Source organism: Actinoalloteichus hoggarensis (genome assembly GCF_002234535.1).
GTDB lineage: Bacteria > Actinomycetota > Actinomycetes > Mycobacteriales > Pseudonocardiaceae > Actinoalloteichus_A > Actinoalloteichus_A hoggarensis.
This window is the reverse complement of sequence record NZ_CP022521.1, coordinates 1,337,324-1,356,624: the sequence shown is the minus strand read 5'-3', so window position 1 is coordinate 1,356,624 and position 19,301 is coordinate 1,337,324. Positions and strand designations below refer to the sequence as shown.

General features: G+C 71.5%; 20 protein-coding genes. 9 read left to right on the top strand and 11 right to left on the bottom strand.

Going from position 1 to position 19,301, the window contains the following annotated elements; genetic code table 11:
• Window positions 1–145: 145 nt before the first annotated feature.
• The 4 genes from glgX to AHOG_RS06110 all read left to right on the top strand — a co-directional run bounded on the left by glgX (window position 146) and on the right by AHOG_RS06110 (window position 5,637).
• Window positions 146–2,326 carry a glycogen debranching protein GlgX gene (gene glgX, locus AHOG_RS06130; RefSeq protein ID WP_245856585.1) on the top strand — a complete coding sequence of 727 codons (2,181 nt, stop codon included), beginning with the start codon at window positions 146–148 and terminating at the stop codon, window positions 2,324–2,326.
• 828 nt (window positions 2,327–3,154) lie between these two features.
• Window positions 3,155–3,754 carry a cysteine dioxygenase gene (locus AHOG_RS06120; RefSeq protein ID WP_093940486.1) on the top strand — a complete coding sequence of 200 codons (600 nt, stop codon included), beginning with the start codon at window positions 3,155–3,157 and terminating at the stop codon, window positions 3,752–3,754.
• Window positions 3,751–4,143 carry a rhodanese-like domain-containing protein gene (locus AHOG_RS06115; protein WP_093940485.1) on the top strand — a complete coding sequence of 131 codons (393 nt, stop codon included), beginning with the start codon at window positions 3,751–3,753 and terminating at the stop codon, window positions 4,141–4,143. Before AHOG_RS06120 ends, AHOG_RS06115 begins: the two co-directional genes overlap by 4 nt.
• Window positions 4,144–4,467: 324 nt before the next feature.
• A complete protein-coding gene (locus tag AHOG_RS06110) occupies window positions 4,468–5,637 on the top strand; it encodes a hypothetical protein (RefSeq protein WP_093940484.1) in 1,170 nt (389 codons plus the stop codon).
• A 226-nt stretch (window positions 5,638–5,863) separates the two neighbouring features.
• Here AHOG_RS06110 and AHOG_RS06105 read toward each other — a convergent pair whose 3' ends face one another.
• Both AHOG_RS06105 and AHOG_RS06100 read right to left on the bottom strand, forming a co-directional pair.
• The gene (locus AHOG_RS06105) at window positions 5,864–6,247 is read right to left on the bottom strand and encodes a hypothetical protein (RefSeq protein WP_093940483.1); all 384 of its coding nucleotides are present in this window, start codon (window positions 6,245–6,247) and stop codon (window positions 5,864–5,866) included.
• An 11-nt stretch (window positions 6,248–6,258) separates the two neighbouring features.
• A complete protein-coding gene (locus tag AHOG_RS06100; protein ID WP_093940482.1) occupies window positions 6,259–6,897 on the bottom strand; it encodes an NAD(P)-dependent oxidoreductase in 639 nt (212 codons plus the stop codon).
• Window positions 6,898–7,001: 104 nt separating this feature from the next.
• On the opposite strand from AHOG_RS06100, the gene AHOG_RS06095 reads away from it, so the two are divergent.
• Window positions 7,002–7,580 carry a TetR/AcrR family transcriptional regulator gene (locus tag AHOG_RS06095; protein ID WP_093940481.1) on the top strand — a complete coding sequence of 193 codons (579 nt, stop codon included), beginning with the start codon at window positions 7,002–7,004 and terminating at the stop codon, window positions 7,578–7,580.
• A gap of 419 nt (window positions 7,581–7,999) precedes the next feature.
• Here the strand turns inward: AHOG_RS06095 and AHOG_RS06090 are convergent, their stop codons facing one another.
• The 6 genes from AHOG_RS06090 to AHOG_RS06055 all read right to left on the bottom strand — a co-directional run bounded on the left by AHOG_RS06090 (window position 8,000) and on the right by AHOG_RS06055 (window position 12,152).
• The gene (locus AHOG_RS06090) at window positions 8,000–8,605 is read right to left on the bottom strand and encodes a helix-turn-helix domain-containing protein (RefSeq protein ID WP_157736673.1); all 606 of its coding nucleotides are present in this window, start codon (window positions 8,603–8,605) and stop codon (window positions 8,000–8,002) included.
• 318 nt (window positions 8,606–8,923) lie between these two features.
• Window positions 8,924–9,205: a hypothetical protein gene (locus AHOG_RS06080; protein WP_093940478.1), complete on the bottom strand. Its 282-nt coding sequence runs from the start codon at window positions 9,203–9,205 to the stop codon at window positions 8,924–8,926.
• 235 nt (window positions 9,206–9,440) lie between these two features.
• The gene (locus AHOG_RS06070; protein ID WP_157736672.1) at window positions 9,441–9,701 is read right to left on the bottom strand and encodes a hypothetical protein; all 261 of its coding nucleotides are present in this window, start codon (window positions 9,699–9,701) and stop codon (window positions 9,441–9,443) included.
• Between the two features lie 8 nt (window positions 9,702–9,709).
• A complete protein-coding gene (locus AHOG_RS28345; protein WP_157736671.1) occupies window positions 9,710–10,273 on the bottom strand; it encodes a hypothetical protein in 564 nt (187 codons plus the stop codon).
• 74 nt (window positions 10,274–10,347) lie between these two features.
• The gene (locus tag AHOG_RS06060; RefSeq protein WP_093940474.1) at window positions 10,348–10,908 is read right to left on the bottom strand and encodes a flavoprotein; all 561 of its coding nucleotides are present in this window, start codon (window positions 10,906–10,908) and stop codon (window positions 10,348–10,350) included.
• Window positions 10,908–12,152 (bottom strand): helix-turn-helix domain-containing protein, encoded by a 1,245-nt coding sequence (locus AHOG_RS06055; protein ID WP_093940473.1) that lies wholly within the window; start codon window positions 12,150–12,152, stop codon window positions 10,908–10,910. The genes AHOG_RS06060 and AHOG_RS06055 overlap by 1 nt, the downstream gene beginning before the upstream one ends.
• Before the next feature lie 260 nt (window positions 12,153–12,412).
• Between AHOG_RS06055 and AHOG_RS06050 the strand changes: the two genes are divergently transcribed.
• Together AHOG_RS06050 and AHOG_RS06045 are read left to right on the top strand one after the other, a co-directional pair.
• Entirely contained in the window at window positions 12,413–12,922 is a 510-nt protein-coding gene (locus AHOG_RS06050) for a hypothetical protein (RefSeq protein ID WP_093940472.1), read from the top strand.
• Window positions 12,923–13,069: 147 nt separating this feature from the next.
• Window positions 13,070–13,801: a class I SAM-dependent DNA methyltransferase gene (locus tag AHOG_RS06045; RefSeq protein WP_093940471.1), complete on the top strand. Its 732-nt coding sequence runs from the start codon at window positions 13,070–13,072 to the stop codon at window positions 13,799–13,801.
• Between the two features lie 148 nt (window positions 13,802–13,949).
• On the opposite strand, the gene glgP is transcribed toward AHOG_RS06045, so the two are convergent.
• Entirely contained in the window at window positions 13,950–16,508 is a 2,559-nt protein-coding gene (glgP, locus tag AHOG_RS06040) for an alpha-glucan family phosphorylase (RefSeq protein ID WP_093940470.1), read from the bottom strand.
• 290 nt (window positions 16,509–16,798) lie between these two features.
• Here glgP and AHOG_RS06035 point away from each other — a divergent pair, with 290 nt between their 5' ends.
• Window positions 16,799–17,041, top strand: a complete 243-nt coding sequence (locus tag AHOG_RS06035) for a hypothetical protein (RefSeq protein ID WP_157736670.1) — start codon at window positions 16,799–16,801, stop codon at window positions 17,039–17,041.
• 11 nt (window positions 17,042–17,052) lie between these two features.
• The gene (gene bcp / locus AHOG_RS06030; protein ID WP_093940468.1) at window positions 17,053–17,538 is read left to right on the top strand and encodes a thioredoxin-dependent thiol peroxidase; all 486 of its coding nucleotides are present in this window, start codon (window positions 17,053–17,055) and stop codon (window positions 17,536–17,538) included.
• A 165-nt stretch (window positions 17,539–17,703) separates the two neighbouring features.
• Here bcp and rdgB read toward each other — a convergent pair whose 3' ends face one another.
• Window positions 17,704–18,339, bottom strand: a complete 636-nt coding sequence (rdgB, locus tag AHOG_RS06025) for an RdgB/HAM1 family non-canonical purine NTP pyrophosphatase (RefSeq protein WP_093940467.1) — start codon at window positions 18,337–18,339, stop codon at window positions 17,704–17,706.
• A complete protein-coding gene (gene rph, locus AHOG_RS06020) occupies window positions 18,336–19,094 on the bottom strand; it encodes a ribonuclease PH (RefSeq protein ID WP_093940466.1) in 759 nt (252 codons plus the stop codon). The genes rdgB and rph overlap by 4 nt, the downstream gene beginning before the upstream one ends.
• Window positions 19,095–19,301 lie beyond the last annotated feature (207 nt).

Sequence of the window (19,301 nt, the reverse complement as noted above, 5' to 3'; positions counted from 1 at the left end):
CGACGCGGGCGTCTCCGGTCTGCGCCCTGCTCCCCCGCCCCGCGCCACGCCCCCGCCCGTCGCCCTGGGGTATGACGACGGTTACCCCGGAGCGCAGACCCCGGCTAACCTCATCCGACGGCCGGATCGAGGTGAAGGAGTCGACGTGACGCAGACCAGGCACGTCGAACTGCCGACGCGGGCGGGCGGGCCGTACCCGCTGGGCGCGCACCTGACCCCGGACGGCGTGCGGTTCGCGCTGGCCTCCTCGGTCGCCGACGCCGTCGAGGTGTGTCTGATCGACTCCGACGACGGCGGCCTCGTCGAGCGTCGGGTCGAGCTGACGCAGCGGACCTACGGCGTCTGGCACGGGATCGTGCCCGGCGTGACGCCCGGCACCCGCTACGGCTACCGGGTGCACGGCCCGTACGAACCGACGCGGGGGCTGCGCTGCAACCCGAGGAAGCTGCTGGTCGATCCCTACGCCCGGCGGATCAGCGGCATCCTGACCGACGTCGACGCCGCGCTGGGCTACCGCGACGATCCGATGACCGGCAGGCCCGACCACGTCGACTCGTTGGGCGGCGTCCCGCTCTCGGTGGTCACGGCTCCGTCGGCGCCGCTGCGGGACGTGCGGCCCGAGGTGCCCTGGGAGGAGACGGTCGTCTACGAACTGCACGTCCGGGGGTTCACCCGCAGGCACCCCGACATCCCGGAGCACCTGCGTGGCACGTATCTCGGCGTCGCCCACCCGGCCGCGCTGGATCACCTGTCTCGGCTCGGCGTCACGGCGGTGGAGCTGCTTCCCGTGCACGCCGCGTCCTCGGAGGCGGGGCTGCTGCGCCGGGGCGCGCGGAACTACTGGGGCTACTCCACTCTCGGCTTCCACGCCCCGCACGCCGGGTATGCCAGCGTGCCCGGTCGGGAGGTCGCGGAGTTCCGCACGATGGTCACCGCCCTGCACGCCGCCGGGATCGAGGTGCTGCTGGACGTCGTCTACAACCACACCTGCGAGGGCGGGCCGGACGGGCCGACGCTGAGCTTCCGAGGTATCGACGCGCCCGCCTACTACGTTCACGACGCGGCGGGCCGCATGGTGGACATCACCGGCTGCGGCAACACGGTCGACGCGGCGTCGCCGACGGTGATCCGGCTGGTCACCGACTCGCTGCGGTACTGGGCGGAGGACCTCGGCGTCGACGGGTTCCGCTTCGATCTGGCCAGCGCGCTCGGCCGTGGTCGCGGCGGCCCGTTCGATCCGGACGGCGCGTTGTTGACGGCCATCGGCTGCGATCCGGTGCTCTCGCGGCGCAAGCTGATCGCGGAGCCGTGGGACGCGACCGGCGAGGGCTATCGGGTCGGCGGGTTCGGCGTGCAGTGGTCGGAGTGGAACGGCCGATATCGCGACACCGTCCGCGACTTCTGGCGCGGCGCCACCGGAGTGGCGGACCTGGCCTATCGGCTCGCAGGCTCCTCGGACCTGTATCACGACGGCGGGCGCAGGCCGTGGGCCTCGGTCAATCTGATCACCGCGCACGACGGCTTCACCCTGCGGGACCTGGTGTCCTATGAGCGCAAGCACAACGAGGCCAACGGCGAGGACAACCGGGACGGCACCGACGACAACCGCTCGTGGAACTGCGGCGTCGAAGGCGAGACGACGGACGTCGCGGTGACGAGGCTGCGGGCCCGCCAGGCGCGGAATCTGCTGGCCACGCTGCTGCTGTCCACCGGGACGCCGATGCTGACGGCAGGCGACGAGCTGTGGCGGACACAGGGCGGCAACAACAACGCCTACTGTCTCGACGACGAGACGTCCTGGCTCGCCTGGCCGAGCGTGCGGACCCACTCGGGGGTCGTGGACCCCGTGGACCGTGCGGCGCAGCGGACGGCGCGGGAGATGACCGAGTTCACCCGCAATCTGATCGCCGTCCGCCGGGCGTGTCCCGCGCTGCGGCAGGCCGAGTTCTTCGAGGGCCGGACCACGGCCAGCGGGGCCCCCGACCTGGCCTGGCTGCGTGCCGACGGCGAGGAGATGACCGAGATCGACTGGTTCGACGTCGATCGGCGCACCCTGGGCATGTGGATCGACGGCGGCGACTGCCGCTCACACACCCGCGACGGGCTGCCGCTGACCGACCATTCGTGGCTGCTCGTGCTGCACGCGGGCGGCGAGGAGGAGCTGCTGACGCTGCCCGGTCTCGCCTTCGGCGCCGTCTACACCCCGGTGTTGACCACCGGCACGCCCGACGGGATTCCCTCGGACACCACGCCGCTGCCCTCGGGCGGCACGCTGGCCCTGCCCGCCCACACGCTGCTGCTCCTCCGGGCCGACGCCGCGAGCTGAGCTCATCGCGGCGAGGGGATCGACGCCGGCCGTGCGGGCCGGTGTCACGTGCCCTTCGCCGGATCACCTCCCGACCGGCGTCGGGCGCCCGCCTGGACGCCCCGCGAGGCCGCCAAGTCGGCGCAGCGGTGCCACGCGAGGCGGCGCGATCGATGCAGCGTCGCCGGGTGCGGCACCGGCCGCCGAGCGGATCGGCAGGCGCATCGGTGCGGCGTCCCGCTCGCTACCCGCCGCCGACCGACACCCGACCGTCCCCACCGGCCGGACACCCCACCAGGCCAGACATGCAACCAAGCCCGGCGCGCAACCAGCCGGTACTCCCCGCACGGCGAGTGGTGCCGACAGCCCGAATCGCCGTCACCGCGAGGACAACGCCTGTGTGTCACGCGCAGGCGAAGGGCCGGCGTCGTCATCGGACGGGACGGGACGGCCGGGGACGACGTCGTCTCTCGGCGCGGACCGGCGGGGCGTTCCGGCGGTCTCTCGGCCGACGGCACGCCGGGATGGTCCGCCGACCGGGCGAACGCCGTCGGCCGTCTCAGTCAGTGAGCGCCGGGTGACCACGGCGTCCGGCCGTGTCACCATCATGGTCATGTTCCGCTCGCTGTCGACGTGGTCCGACCGCCCGGTCGACCTCCAGCGGGTCTCCTCGAGCACCTGTATGCCGGGAGCGGTCGAGACCTCCCGCTGATCCGTGTGCCCCGACGACCGTCGTCCCACGGCGTCGGGCCTGCCGGAGCGAGGTCGGTCCGCCTCCCTTTCGTCGTGTCCCCGAGTGTGGGAGCGATCCCGGACTCGGCAGTCCGTCTTCACGCCGAGGAGCATCCGATGACCAGCACGCTGTCCGAGTCGTCCACTCCGGCCGAACCGTCCGACGCTCTCCCCGGGCAGGCGCCGCCCGCGCCGCCGGAGTTCGAGGCGCACCCCGCCTTCGACCATCCGTGGCTCCACGCGCGCCTCCCGGCGGGCCGTCTGCTGTGGACGCCCACCGAGCTGCGCGATCTGACCATCGCGGTCGCTCGTGATCTCGCGGCGCCGCTGCACGAGCTGGCCGAGTACGTGCCCGAGCGACGCTGGTGGGCACGGCTGGCCCTGGCCCGCGGCGTCGAGCTGTGGCTGCTGACGTGGCTGCCCGCGCAGGGAACGGAGCCGCACGACCACGCGGGCGCGGCCGGTTCGTTCACCGTGCTGCGAGGCGAGTTGACCGAGCATTACGTGTATCCGCCCGGCCCGGTGCGCACTCGAGTCCATCAGTGCGGAGCGGGGATCGGCTTCGGTCCGCGCCGCGCGCACCAGGTCCTCAACCTCGGCACGGCGCCCGCCGCCACCGTGCACGCCTACTCCCCGCCGCTGCTGCCCACCCGCGACTACGCCGATCTGAGCCAGGTGCCCGCCGACCTGCCCAGCGTGGTCAGGGCGACGTCGTGAGCATCGAGGAACGGCTGGCCGCCGCCAGGGTGGGACTACGCAGGCACGATCCCGAGGAGGCCGCCGAGTTGCAGCGGGACGGTGCGCTGCTGGTGGACATCAGGCCGAGGGACGACCGGGCGGCCGAGGGCGAGATCCCGGATTCGATCCCGGTGGAACGGATCGTGCTGGAATGGCGGCTCGATCCGGCGAGCGCGCACCGACTGCCGCAGGTGGACGCCGAGCGGCCGGTGATCCTGCTCTGCAACGAGGGTTACGCCTCCAGCCTGGCGGCGCGGGACCTGCGCGAACTGGGTCTCCGGCGGGTCGGCGACCTGATCGGCGGCTTCCGTGCCTGGCGGGCGGCGGGGCTGCCGGTCGTCGACGGAGGCGGACCCGCCGTTCCCTGAACGCGGGCGCGGGCGGCGGGCCTCTGCCGTACCGGGATCGTCGCGGGTCGGCTCGGCGGAGCCGCGTCCATCGACGCGCCGGGCACCGTCGGCACCGCTCCTACGGCACCCCGTCCGCGGGGCAGGCATGGCGGGCACAGGCGGAGAGTGAACGCGGGCTCAGGCCGTGCCTCGCCCGCCGGGACACGGCCACCGTGGAGAGAACGCACGACCGGGCGAGCGTGACTGCGGCGGACGCGGCGCGGCCGGCGGGATGCGCGGCGGGCCGGTGGCGAGATCAGTCCCGGCCATCGACGGCGCGGCGGCGTCGGGCATCGTGTGTGCGTGCGACTCCTGCGCTTGCTGCGACGTCCGGCGTCACTCCTGCTCATCGGGAGCGTGCTCGCCGTGATCGTGATCGAGACGGTCCTGACGGGGCTGCCGTCGGCACTGCCGGGCACGGTGACGGCACTGCTCGGTGCCGTGGCGGGTCTGATCGCCGGGCAGCTCGTGCTCCAGCTCGGGATGCTCACCGGGGGCCTGCTCACCGGGGCGTCGATCTCGCGGGTGATCATCGGCGTCGGCCCTCGGCTGCGCGCGTGGACCTCGGCCCGCCGGACCGTCGTGCTGCGCGCGATCCCGCTGTTCCTCTCGGTGAGCGTCGCGGGCGGCCGTGAGCCGGTCCGGCTGCGCATGTGGGGCACCGGGGCGTGGGCGGCGCTACTGGGTCTGGTGGGCGTCGTCGCCTCCTGGCTGTGGCTGTCGGGGGACTCGCCGGGCCGGGGCGCGGCCGTCGGCGTGACGGCGACCGTGCTCGCGTCGCTGGTGCCGCGCCGGGACAGCAGCGGGACCTCCATCGGCTGGCTCGTACTCAGCCTGCCCCGGCTCGGGGCCGCCGAGGTCGCGGAGATGTCCGCGAGCGTCCTCGCCGGGCGGGTCACCGAGGCCCTGAACGCGGGCAGGCTGCCCGAGGCACGAGCGGCGTTGGCGGAGATGGGCGACCGGCACGGCGACAGCTGGGCCACCGCCGCCTGCCGGATCGCGGTGTGGGAGGCGGAGGGCAACTACGTGGAGGCGGTCACGCTGGCCATGCGGCTGAGTGCCGACGAGTCCGTCGAACTACGCAGGCGCACCGCGACGCTGGCGGGCCTGGCGGGTCTGGTGGTCTCGGCGGTCGAGGCGGACCAGCTGCCCGCCGCCGCGGCGCTGCCCGCCGGCGGTCATGCCCTGGAGCAGGCCGAGAGACTCGGCTTCCCCGCCTACAAGCTGCACGGCACGAAGGCGGCCTTCGCCCTGCTCGACGGCCGCACCGAGGAGGCGATCCGGCTCGCCCTCCTCGCCGACGACTTCTCCCACGGCCCCCTGGCCCGCGCTGACAACTTCGCCACGCTGGCCCGCGCCAGGATGGCCGCGGGTGACAACCGCTCCGCCCGCCAGGCGCTGGCCCAGGCGGAGGAGCACGCCGCCTGGTGGCCGCGCGTCGTCGCCTTACGGGCACGGCTGGACATCGCCTGAGGGGTGGACGGACGGGCCGCCGCGCCACGGAGCACGTGTTCCTCCGGCCGACCTCGCGACGGCCGCCGGCGGGCGGTCCGCGCGGCACGGCCTCCACGCGCGTCGACCGCCGTGCGAACGGAACACGGTGTTCGCCGCGCCGGCCCGCCGGCGGAATCGAGCCCTGCCCGCCCGCGAGGTCGACCCGGCGTAGGCCCTGCCGAGGCGGCGCCCCTTCGTCCTCCGGTCACTGCCAACCGAGGGCGACGGCGATGTCGGCCATGGCGAGGAGACCCGCGGCGAGCAAGAGGGGCTTCAGTCCCGCGTCGTCGGCCTGTTCGCGTGCGAGTCTCCTGGAACGCACCAGCCCGACGACCGACAAGGCGAAGACCGCGGTCGCGACACCGAGCTTGACGACCATCTTGAGCCGGTCGACCTCGAGCCCGGTCATCTCGCGTACCGCGATGAGGGCGCAGCCGGTCAGCACAGCCACCACGGACCCGACGACGAGGGGACGGAAGTCGAAGCCGCGCTTCCAGTGCATCTGCAGGATGTAGGAGCCGATGATCGCCGCGTGCCCGATGAGGTGCGCGAACAGCAGTACGAGTCGGATCACTTCGGCGGTGGTCATGTCGTTTCTCCTCAGGTCGCGACCGAGATGCGCCGACGCACCGCGGTCTCATCGTCGAGCACGTCGAGCAGTGCCACGGCCAGATCGGCGCGGCGGATGGAGTAGCGCCACCGCACGTTGCCGTCTCGCCGAGAGCGGTAGGCCCCGCGTCGCGGGCCGTCCGTCAACATCGGGGGGCGCACGATCGTCCACGCGAGCGTGCTGCTCGCGACCGCCCGCTCGGCGGCCTCGAAGGCCGTGTTCTCCGAACGCAGCGCTCGGGCCAGGATGGGTTTGGCCAGGTACCGACTGAGCGGGTCGTCCCCGTCCACGATCCAGCCGCTGGCCGTGACCATCACCAGGCGACGCACCTCGGCCGCGGCCATCGACTCGATCAGCGACGCGGCGGCCTCGGCCAGGATCGTCGGCTCCTCGCCCTTGACCGGGCCCACACACATGATCACGGCGTCGACGCCGTCGATCGCCCGGCCGAGGGCGACGGGGTCGCGGGCCTCGGCGATCCGCACTTCGGCGGGTGGCGGGCCGGGGTGGCGCCTCTGGTAGCGCTCGGCGTCCCGCACGACCGCGATCACCTCCAGGCCTCGTTCGACGGCCAGGCGGGTGGTCTCGATTCCGGTGCGTCCGCCTGCACCGATCACCGCGATCCTCATCGGCGTCCTCCTGCGTCAGACTGGGTGAGTGAGCGTTTACTCACCCCTAGAGTGGAAGATCCGCGGTGCGGCTGTCAAGCCCGAGGTTGTGGGAGGGTTCGCCCATGAGTGCTCGCGAACGGATCCTCGACGCGGCAGCCGAGGTGATGCAGAAGAGCGGGGTGGCCGCGACCACCACCCGCCAGATCGCACGCGCCGCCGGCTGCTCCGAAGCCCTGCTCTACAAGCACTTCGCCCACAAGCAGGAGCTCTTCGTCGCCGTGCTGAACGAACGCCTGCCGCGGCTCAGCGATCCGCGGGAGCTTGCCGGCACGCGGACCGTCGCCGAGAACCTGGCCACCCTGGTCGAACAGCTGTTGGCCTTCTACCTGCGCAGCTTCCCCATGGCGGCCTCCGTCTTCAGCAGCCCGAGCCTGCGAGACGCCCACCGGAACAGCCTCTCCACCATGGGCGCGGGACCCGACCAGCCCGCCCGCCTGCTACAGACCTACCTCGAGATCGAGTCCCGCCGCGGACGCCTTGCCCCGGACACCGACTGCCACGCACTCGCCCGCGTCCTCACCGGCGCCGCCCTCTTCGAGGCCTTCCAGGCCTCCTACGCGGGCGCGGATGAGATCGACGACGCCGGCACGCTCGCCGCCCGCATCGTCGCCGTCGTCGGCACGGACATCGGCGGCCGCTGATCGAACGCGGCCGCCCGCCTGCCCCCGCCCCTTTCCGTCGTGCGCGCTGCCGTCGTGCGCGCTGCCGCCGCGTGCCCTGCCGCCGTGTGCCCTGCCGCCGAGTCGGGGTGACGGCGAACCGGGGACGGCGTCGACTCACCGGTCCGGCGCGGGAGCGACCCGGTGATCGACGGTGTGAGGGTGGTCAGGCGGCGGCGCCCGCTCCGACGTGGCGGAATCGTCGTCGTCGGGCGTTGTGCCACCGTGAGGCGCCGACGGCGGCCACGACGGCAGCGTTCTCTACGACCGGGCTGGAGTCAGCGAAACCCCGGCGGGCAGGCCGAGTATTCGGGCCGTTCGACACGGTCGACGTGCCGCGTCTCGCCCCTCCACCGGGGCACGGACCGCCGGGTCGCCTGCGGCGTGGTGGAGTTCGCAGGCTAGCGCCGCAGTCGGTTCAGGAGAGCGATCAACACGGCCCGTTCGCGGGGCGGCAGCGAGGCCGCGCGGGGGCCGTCGGCCGTCGCCGCGCGCAGGGTCTCCACGACCGCCTCCAGGAACTCGATGCCGAAGTCCGTGAGCGCCAGCCGTTTCTGTCCTCCTCGCCCGGTGACGGTGAGGTAGCCGCGCTCGGCGAGCCGGGAGATGCTGTGATCGAGGCTTCGCGGCGGCAGATCCAGCGCGGTGTGCGCGATGGCCTTGCGCATCGGCTGCGCGGCTCGCGCCAGCAGCCGCAGCAGCCGGAAGTCGTAGACGGTGATGCCATGGTGGTGGCGCAGCGCGTCGGCGGGCTGCACGGTCCAGCGTTGGACGGCGGCGATCAGCGTCTCCCACATCACCCACGGTTCGACCGCCACCGCCCCCGCCCCCACGGCGACGTCGAGCGGGACGCGGTGCGAGACAGGCGCGGGTGCGGCGCTCGGAACTCCGAGGCGGCCGGTCCTCGGCGATGCCACCGAGGGCCTTGCGCCTCGGGCGTCGAGCGTGGTCGCGCCGGACGGGGTCCCGTTGGACGGGGTGGAGTCGGTCGAGCTGGTGGCGGACATACGCCGTTCTCTCCTCGGGGTTTCCTGGTCGGTGGTCGGTGGTCGGTGGTCGGTGGTCGGTGGTCCGGCCGTCGGTGAGCAGTGGTCGCTCGTGGGTCGTCGGCCGTGGGTTTCGGTTCGGCCGTCGGTGGTCGGTGAGCAGTGGTCGCTCGCGGGCCGTCGGCCGTCGGTCGTCGGTGATCAGTGGTCGGTTCGGCTGTCGCTCGTCGATCGTCGGTGATCAGTGGTCGGTTCGGTCGTCGGTGGTCGGCCGTGGGCGGTCGGCGGCCCTTCGTCGGTCGTCGGACACGGTGCGGTCGGCAAGGGGTCAGGGGCGGCTCAGCCGGTGGCGCGGTGTCTGGTGGCGCGGTGTCTGGTGGCGGCGCCGGGAGCCCGCCCCATCGCCCGTTCGGCGCAGGCCCAGCACGGTCGCAGCCCTGTCAGCCGAAGGCCGTCCACATCGCACTCCGGGGTCGGCCCCACCCGCAGCTCTCTCCCGCAGGCCGCCGTCACACGCGTTCCGTCGGCGGGCCTGGTTCCGCGGACGAGATGTCGATCGAGCCACAGTCCGGCGGCGGGCGGGGCGTCCACGGTGAACCACGTCGGGTCGGCCGCGCTCATGACGGCGCCGCCGCGATCAGGTCACGGGCCGTCGGCGGGGTGCCGGCGTGTCGCAGGCACAGCGGACAGCGCTGCTCGTCGTAGAAGCACATACGCAGTGGTCGCCGGTTCATCGCACGGAACTCCACCGTCGGAGCGCACACGGGACGGATCGGATCGGAGCCGTTCCACTCCGCAGCCGCCAGGTGGGAATCCCCCGACCGCACCGTCCGCACGTACCACGCCAACCCCGACATCAGCCCTCCACCGGAAAACACGTCGCACACCGCAACAGCCGCACCCACTCCGCCACCGACACCACCACCGCCCCGCACACCGCCACCTCCACGGACTCGTACGACTCGTCCCGGCGGTGCTCCAACCGACGAAACCGGCCCGCCCACCGCGACGGCGGCTCGGGCGACGACCGGGCGACCACGCCCGACGACGGGGACACCGGGTCCGGCACCGCGGCCTCGGCGTCCCGCGCCCGGCCCGTGTCCGTTGCCCTCGACACGACGCCCGTCACGGGAGAGTCCCGGAGAGCACCCGCGTCCATCCCGGTTCCGGCCGGTCGACGGCGGTGTCGGCCACCACAGCCGACTGCCGCCACTGATCGGCGATCACGTCGAGCCGCCGCCGCACGTCGGCCCGGCGCGCCCGCACCTCGGCGGCGGATCGGTCCCGCACCTGCCGCGCCGATTCCCGCAGGCGGGCGGCCCGCTGTTCGGCGGCCCGAATACGTGCCCAGTCACGGCGCGAGGGCGACCGCCGAACCGGATGCCTGCCCCGCCGCCATCGCCAGATCAGGTCCACCGCAGGCAGACCGATGCAGAGCACGAGGAGCAGGGCGAAGAGGGTGTCGGAGGCGGCTCGCGATGTCGACAGCGCGAAAAACGGCTCGACAGAAGCGAAGCTGACGTCGCCTTGCCCGAACGGGCCGTGCAGTGATGTCGACCTCTCGCGGAGAGCAACGGCTGAGAAATCAAACTCTCGAGCAATCCGCGTCAGCGAAAGAACAACACTCGTTGCAGCTTCATTCATATTCCCTGGCATCGTGTCCCCTGCCGTCGCGAGCAGCACCCTCATCTAGTGCCTCGCCAACAGCAGAACCCACAGCCTCGCCCGGTACCCGGACAAAGTGTCCGGGTACCTGACCATCTTCACTCTTTGGCGTGTAGCAGGCCCTTCGTGATTTCCAGGATCTCGCTCCACGGGTGGGGCCTACGCAGGCCGCTCCGGGGCGCTGTAAGCGGCCAGACATCCTCACCCTCGATCAACTGGACACCTGCGCTGCGGAGTCGCCGCAGATGCTCCGGCCAAGCCGGATGACCAGCGTGGGCGGCATTGATACGCGGGAACACGATGATGGGCACAGATCGGAGGCCAATTGCCTCACACACCTGAGTCAAGGCCTGGTTGTCCCCGATCCCGAGCGCAAGCTTTGCGACGGTGTTCGCAGACGCGGGTGCTACCACGTAGCAGGTGACCTTCGGATGCGGACTCGCCTCTCCGGGCAACCTGGACACCGAGCGAACGGGTAAACCGGTCACCGATTCGATCTCAGCTGCAACACCGGTTGCCGCCAGCCACGACACGGCGGTCGGAGTCATCGTCACAGCGACTTGCCAACCCTGCCATTGGGCGGGGCGGATCAGACCGTCCAGTACCTCCTCAGCCCCGCCGGCGGCACTCACGACCAGTCCGAGAACCCGTGAAGTCATCAGTTTCCGCCAATCGCGTGACAGCGCAGGGCAAGCGCGATCAAAGAGGACGATCTCCTACCGGCGCTCGTCGAGCGCCGGTACAGGGTCCGAACAACGCCTCGAACGAGAACACTGTTCCGCACCATCTGCGCTGATTTCTGTTCTGCCGTCAGCAGTACCTGCAGTGCCTCGTCTTCCGATGCCGTAGCACTCAGCGCACGTGACAAGTCGATCAGATGAGTTACCTGCCTCTCCACTGGGAGATGCGTGGCGCTGATGCGCCGAGCCTGTGTGACCGCAGCCGCCATATCACCAAGGTCCAGCGCCGCAGACACGCGGTGCAGCGCCACGTTCGTCGGTCCGAACCCCGTCTGCCAGTGATTCGCATCCGTACCGACTGCATCACCCGCCCGCTGCGCCTTGCGCAGCAGTTCCTCCGCAGCCGACCGGTCCTGTCGGCGAGCTGCGGCGACTGCGGTACGCAGATACAACATCCCCAGCAGACTCAACGCTGCTGGATCGTTCGTGTGCATCTGTGGGCGCAGCCACCGTGCAGCCGTCTCTCCCAGTTCCACCGCGTCGCCGAAGCGGCCGACAGCCAGTAGAGCATGTGTTCCGGCGCGTGCGGCGGAAGCCAGCACGAGTGGATCATCTGCTCGGTCTGCGGCTTGCATGGCGCGTTCCGCGGCGATCCAAGCCAGGTCGACCTCGCCGAGCTTGCTCAGCGCTGTGGTCGCGAGATGGTGAATCCGAGCTGAGACCGCAGCGCCGGCACGTTGCTGACAAAGTTCGCTCCGTGCCGAATCCAACTGCTGTGCAGTGTTGATCAGCCGAGGCAGGACCGCAATCACCCGTCCGAGTCCGCCATTCTGATATTCGAAGAAGGCACTCTCGGCCCATCGAGCAACGGTCTGAGGATCGAGCGGTTCCGTCGTATCGGATCGTGTGGAGGCGAAGAGTTTCGCGGACAATCTGCGCGGCGTCATCAGAGCATCTCGCACTGCAGGCACATCGTCGTTCTGTGCGCCGTCTTCCAGGAAGACCGGCTCACCAAGGAGATCGCCCAGCATCACACGTAGCGCCTTGGCCAGGTCGACCAGCACGTCAACCCGCCGTATCTCACGATCCCCTCGCTCGATCTTGCTGAGCCAGTCTTCGGATCGTCCGACCAAGCCTGCCAACACAGTCTGGGAGAGTCCCCGCCTCCGCCGATAAAAAGCGATTCGCTCCCCGATCGTCAACGGGTCACCGACACCTCGCATGAATAGAGGCTAGCAGCGGTTCAAGGACGAAGATCCGGTCCTCACGCCAAGCACCGTGGCACGCATCACCGCCCCTCACTGGGGATGTGTCCACAGAGTCGACCGACATCGTGTCGCCATCTCGCATAGTGGCGACAGCCGGCTACATGCGAAGGCATGGCATCCAGGACCGCAGGGTTTCATGTCACCACCCCGGCCGTACGCTGGGCCCGTTCCGCCGAGGGCCGGTCGCCTGCGGCCTGACCGCCGAACGAGACGAGGTGTCGGACGTGCACGAGCAGTCGGAGTGGGATCTGGGCTTCGCCCCGCCGCTGGTGGACTTCGACGAGCTGCGGACGGGATCGGACTTTCCCGTGGTGACGGTCAGCGGCGCCGAGATCGTGGAGAGCGAACCACGGCTGGTCGGCGGCATGGTGACCTCGATCAGCCTGCGGCTCTCGCTGCCCGATCAGGAAGTCCTCGTCGTGTCCGATGCGGACGATCGCGGGGAGTCCGAGATCGGCGTGCTCGCGGCGGGCTTCCTGAGCGGGCCGGGACGCGCGAGGGTCCGGCCGTCGTGGACCGTCGTCGAGGAGAGGACGCATGCCTCGCCGCGAGTGAACGGCCGGACTGTGGACGCGAAGCTGTTGCGTTCGCGGGCCGCCGCCTGCCTCACGTTTCACCATGCCGGTGTGTTCGTGATCGTCGTCGCCGCGCGGTCCACCCCCGTTCCGGTGCAGGATCTGCCGTTCACCCTCGCCACCGGACAGGCGCCCCGCATCGAACCGTGACTCTCACCCGATGAGCACGGCCGGGCGGCCTTCCCGGCATCGCGAGCCCGGTGCCTCGGCGAGGGTGCCCCGTCACGAGGGCCGCGGACATTCGGCCCCGCGATATTCGCTGGTGTCGCCTGCGGCTATCCCGCTACGTTGCCAGGCGTGATCGAATTCGGTGATCCGGCATTCTTCGATCGTTATGCGGCCGACTACGACCAGGGAACGATTCCCGACCCGGCTCCGGCCGTGGACTTCCTCGCCGATCTCGTCCCCGACGGCGGACGCGTCCTCGAACTGGCGGTGGGCACCGGGCGGGTCGCGCTTCCGCTGGCGGCGCGGGGCATCGCCGTGGAGGGCATCGAGGGTTCTCCCGCGATGGCCGAGCGTCTTCGAGCCAAACCGGGGGGCGACGCCGTCCCGACGACCATCGGCGACATGGCCGAGGTGGCCGTGACCGGCCCGTTCCGGCTGGCCTACCTGGTGTTCAACACGTTGTTCAACCTCGTCACCCAACAACGACAGATCGACTGCTTCCGCAACGTCGCCTCGGTGCTGGAGCCGGGCGGGCTGTTCGTCGTCGAGTGCTTCATCCAGGACGTCACCGAGTTCGATCGGAACCAGCGCGTCGCCACCCGCGCGCTCACCGAGGACTCGGTGCGGATGGAGTACCAGCTGCACGACCCGGTGGCGCAGACCGTCACCTATCAGCGGGTCCGCCTCGGCGCCGAGGGCACCACGCTGAGCCCGATACGGCTGCGGTACTGCTGGCCGAGCGAGCTGGATCTGATGGCCCGGCTCGCCGGGATGCGGCTCCGCGAACGCTACGACCACTGGGACCGCCGCCCGTTCACCGCGGCCAGCCGACGGCACGTCTCGGTGTACGAGCGGACCTGACCCCGACTCGCGAGCGCGGCCCGGAGTCGAGGTTCGGCGTCATCGGTGACGGCCGTGGCGTGCGCCGCCGGTGTACGGGCCGACGTCTGCCGCGCGGGGGCGTCCCCGGCCCCGCGCGGACGCCCCCGCGAGGCCGGGTTGTGGCAGGTCAGTCCGCCAACACCACGCGACCGAGCTCGGCCGGGGTGGACAGCAGACGATGCCGGGGCAGCACCCGCACCGTGTAGCCGGCCGGCCCGGCATGCGGCAGCGGGACCTCGGCACGGTAGTCGACGCCGCCGAGGTGGCCCATCGACCGGGTGACGACGTCGCTCAGCTCGCCCGCCTCGTCCGCCCGACCGACCACCGCCTGCACGTCCACGTCGGCCGGGTCCAGGCCGCCGAGCTCCACCCGTGCCCGCACCAGCGCCGGCGTGCCCAGCGAGGGCGCGGGCTCCCCGTCGGCGACCAGCGTGCTGTCGACGATCCTGATGTGGGGCCACGCCGCCTGAAGCCGCGCCCGATAGCCCGCCAGCTCCTTGGCGCCCTGATGACCGTCGGCCCGCATCGCCGCGGCCGCCCGCGCCGCGGGCAGATAACAGTTCTCGACGTACTCGCGGACCATCCTGGAGGCCTGCACCTTGGAACCCAGGCCCGCCAGGGTGTGCCGCACCATCGACATCCACCGCTGCGGGACGCCGTCGGCCGCGCGCTCGTAGAACAGCGGGGTCACCCCGGACTCCAGCAGACCGTACAACGCCTGCGACTCCAGGTCGTCCCGCCGCACGGGGTCGGTGACGCCGTCGGCGGTGGGGATCGCCCAGCCGTTGCGGCCGTCGTAGAACTCGTCCCACCAGCCGTCGCGGATGGACAGGTTGAGCCCGCCGTTGAGCGCCGACTTCATTCCCGAGGTCCCGCAGGCCTCCAGCGGACGCAGCGGGTTGTTCAGCCACACGTCGCAGCCCCAGTAGAGATAGCGGGCCATCGACATGTCGTAGTCGGGTAGGAAGACGATGCGGTGGCGGACGTCGGCCTCGTCGGCGAAGCGGACGATCTGCTGGATGAGCGCCTTGCCGCCGTCGTCGGCCGGGTGCGACTTGCCCGCGACGACGAGCTGGACCGGGCGGCTCGGGTCGAGCAGCAGTCTCCGCAGCCGGTCCTGATCGCGCAGCATCAGGGTGAGCCGCTTGTAGGTGGGCACGCGGCGGGCGAAGCCGATGGTGAGGATCTCGGGGTCGAAGACCGAGTCGGTCCAGTCCAGTTCCAGCTCGGCGGCGCCGCGTTCGATCCAGGCGGCGCGCAGCCTGCGGCGGACCTCGTCGACGAGCCTGCCGCGCAGGGTGGAGCGCAGCTCCCACAGCCGGGCGTCGCTGACCGGTTCGAAGCCGTGGGCGCCCTCGCCGTGTTCGACGCCCTGTTCCGGATCGCCCAGGAGGTCGATCATCTCGCGGGACGACCAGGTGGGGCCGTGGACGCCGTTGGTCACCGAGGTGATCGGCACCTCGGCGGCGTCGAAACCCGGCCACAGCCCTCGGAACATCTGCCGACTGACCTCGCCGTGCAGGGCGGAGACGCCGTTGGCCCGCTGCGCCAGACGCAGGCCCATGTTCGCCATGTTGAACATGGCGGGGTCGTCCTCGGCACCGAGGGCGAGCACCCGATGCGTGGGGACGCCGGGGAGCAGGTCCGGTTCGTGGCCGTCGCCGAAGTAGTGCCGGACCAGGTCGACGGGGAAGCGGTCGATGCCCGCGGGCACCGGGGTGTGCGTGGTGAACACGGTGCCCGCCCGCACCGAGGCCAGGGCCTGATCGAAGTCGAGTCCGTCGCCCGCGATCAGCTCGCGGGCCCGCTCCAGGCCGAGGAAGCCGGCGTGGCCCTCGTTGGTGTGGAACACCACCGGCTGTGCGCGACCGACGAGGTCGCAGTAGGCACGCACGGCGCGGACCCCGCCGATCCCCGCGAGGATCTCCTGTTTGATGCGGTGGTCCTGGTCGCCGCCGTACAGCCGGTCGGTGATGCCGCGCAGGTCCGGATCGTTGCCCTCGACGTCGGAGTCCAACAGCAGCAGCGGGATGCGCCCCACCTGCGCGCACCAGATCCTGGCCCGCAGCACTCGGCCGTGCGGCATGCCGACGTGGACGAGGATCGGCGCCCCGGACGGGTCGGTGACCAGGTCCAGCGGCAGGCCGCGCGGGTCGATCACCGGGTAGTGCTCCAGCTGCCAGCCGTCCCGCGAGAGTGCCTGGCCGAAGTAGCCTGCCCGGTAGAGCAGGCCGACCGCGACGAGCGGCAGGCCGAGATCCGAAGCCGCCTTGAGGTGGTCGCCCGCCAGCACGCCGAGGCCGCCGGAGTAGTTGGGCAGCGCCTCGGTGACGCCGAACTCCATCGAGAAGTAGCCGATGCCCGTGGGGAGTCCGTCGGCCTCGCCCGCGCGGCGCTGATACCAGCGGTCGTCCTCGCAGTACCGCCGGAGGTCGTCCGCCGCGGCGGCGACCTTCGTCAGGAAGTCCGCGTCCTCGGCGAGCCGGTTCCAGCGCTCGACGGAGACCTCCCCGAGCATGCGCAGCGGGTCACCCTTGACGCGGGACCACGCCTGCGGGTCGACCTCGGCGAAGAGGTCCTGCGTCGGCGGGTGCCAGGTCCACCGCAGATTGGTGGCCAGGGTGCTCAGGGCGGCGAGCGGCCGGGGCAACTGGGCCCGCACGGTGAAGCGGCGCACTGCTCTCACGCCAGCGGACCTTACGGGACACGCGGCGCCGGGCGAGAGGTCACCACACGCGGCCGGGAGAGCGGATCGATCTCCCATAGCCAGGAAAGCGCTTACCCACTCCGGTGATACCAATCCGTTACCTGGAGTGCCGTCCTCCCGACACATTCGCGCGATCGACGTCCTCCCAGAATCACCCTTATTGGCTAATCGGTCGCCCTGCGCTCGCAGCACCCCTCGAACGGGGAAACCATGGTGTCTTCGGCCCGGTGCGAAGTGGGGGAAGGCACGAGTAGTCAGGATGTAGAGCGATGGGACTTCGATTCTTCCTGGTCAGCGCAATTGCGATGATCGCGTCGGCGATCGTGGGGATACTGCTCGGGGCGGTGCTGTCGACACTGCACGCCGACGTCCGGGGCTCCGACCGATCGCTCGGTCCGCCGACCTCGCAGACCATCAGCCGGCCCGAGAACTCCCTCGCACCACCCGCCCACACCGTCTGGACGCCCCCGCATAGCGCGACCCCGACGAACGGCGTCGGCCGGACGGGCTAGCGTCGGCGGCCATGAGCGAACAGACACGCCTGGCCGAGGGAGACGAGGCCCCCGACTTCACCCTCACCGACTCCGAGGGCAACCCGGTCTCGCTGCGCGATCACCGAGGCGGCTCGGTGATCGTCTACTTCTACCCGGCGGCCAACACGCCCGGCTGCACCAAGCAGGCCTGCGACTTCCGCGACAACCTCGCCGAGCTGAACGAGGCGGGCCTGACCGTCCTGGGCATCTCCCCCGACCCGGTCGCCACCTTGCGCGGCTTCCGTGAAGACCAGGGGCTGACCTTCCCGCTGCTGTCCGACCCGGACAAGACCGTGCTCACTCGGTGGGGAGCCTTCGGCGAGAAGAAGCTGTACGGCAAGACCGTGACCGGCGTGATCCGGTCGACCTTCGTCGTCGACGAGTCTGGTCGTATCGCCAAGGCCCAGTACAACGTCAAGGCCACCGGCCACGTCGCCAAGCTGCGCCGCGACCTGGGCCTGCCCGCGTCGGCCTGACGTCGAGGGCGTTCACGGCCCTCGGTCGTCCGGTCGGGCGAGGGCCTGTCGTCGGCGACTCCGCCGCCGGGAGCCTGTGGCGGACCGCCGTCGCGAACCGTCCTGCGGCGGCTCACCGTCGGGATCACCGTGACGGCCCCGCCGCCGGGAACCCCCACGACGACGTCACCGCCGGTCGTCGGCCAGCGCCCGCAGTCGCGGCAGCAGGGCACGCAGGGCCCGACCCCGATGCGAGGCCGAGTCCTTCTCCTCGGGCGTCAGCTCCGCCGAGGTCCGAGCCTCCCCGGCAGGCAGGAACACCGGGTCGTAGCCGAAGCCGTTCTGCCCGCGCGGTGCCCGCGCGATGCGACCCGGCCACTCCCCCCGCACGACGTACTCCGAGTCGGGTCCGTCCCCGGGCAGCGCCAGCGCCGCCACCGCCACGAAGGCCGCCCCGCGCCGCTCGTCGGGCAGGTCGGCGAGCTGGGCGAGGACGAGTTCGAGGTTGGCGACGTCGTCGCCGTGGCCGCCGCTCCAGCGGGCCGACAGCACACCGGGCATCCCGTTCAGCGCGTCGATCGCCAGCCCGGAGTCGTCCGCCACCGTGGGCAGACCGCTGGCCGCCGCGCCCGCCCTGGCCTTGATCAGCGCGTTCTCCTCGAAGGTGGCGCCCGTCTCGGGCACCTCGGGGTATTCGGGGACGTCGCCGAGCCCGACGACCTCGATGCCCGCGACTCCCTCGGAGAGCAGGATCCGCCGGAGTTCGCCCAGTTTCTTCTCGTTGCGGGAGGCGAGCAGCAGCCGCACGGTCGACGCCGTCATCGGGCCACCCTCGGCGGCAGCTCACCGGGGTAGGGCGCGGCGAGGGCCTCGTTCTGGAGGTCGTTGAGCCGCGCGCAGCCTGCCAGTGCGACGTCGAGCATCGTGTCCAGCGTCGTGCGGGCGAAGGTGCCGCCCTCGCCCGTGCCCTGCACCTCGATCAGGGTCCCCGCGTCGGTGGCGACCACGTTCATGTCGACCTCGGCACGGGAGTCCTCCTCGTACGGCAGATCCAGCCGCACCTGTCCGTCCACCACTCCGACGCTGACCGCGGCGACGGCGCAGGACAGCGGCTTGGGATCGGCCAGCAGGCCGCCCGCCTCCAACCAGGTGATCGCGTCGGCCAGTGCGATGTAGGCGCCGGTGATCGCGGCCGTGCGGGTGCCGCCGTCGGCCTGCAGGACGTCGCAGTCCAGCGCGATCGTGTTCTCCCCGAGCGCGGCGAGGTCGACACAGGCCCGCAGCGAACGCCCGATCAACCTGCTGATCTCGTGGGTTCGGCCGCCGACGCGACCCTTCACCGACTCGCGGCCGGAACGGGTGTGCGTGGCCGAGGGCAGCATCGCGTACTCGGCGGTCACCCACCCGAGGCCCGAGCCCGCCCGCCACCTCGGCACCCCGGCCTGCACGCTCGCCGCGCACAGCACCTTGGTCCGGCCGAACTCCACCAGCACCGATCCGGCCGGCCATTCCTGGTAACCCCGGGTGAAGCGGACATCCCTGAGCGCGTCGTTCTCTCGACCATCTGCACGTACCACCCGGTCACCCTACCTATCGAGTGGCGGCGATCCGAGCGGCGTGCCGCCGGGGTTCACCCGGCGTCGCCTGCGGCGACCCGAGCACACCACCCGACCGTGCCGAGCCGTCGACACCGGTCTGAGCTGCTCCGACGGGTCTCGAGCAGGCCCGGACACGGCGACGGCCGCCCGCTCCGCCGAGGTCGGCGCCCGCGGCGCGTCGGGCCC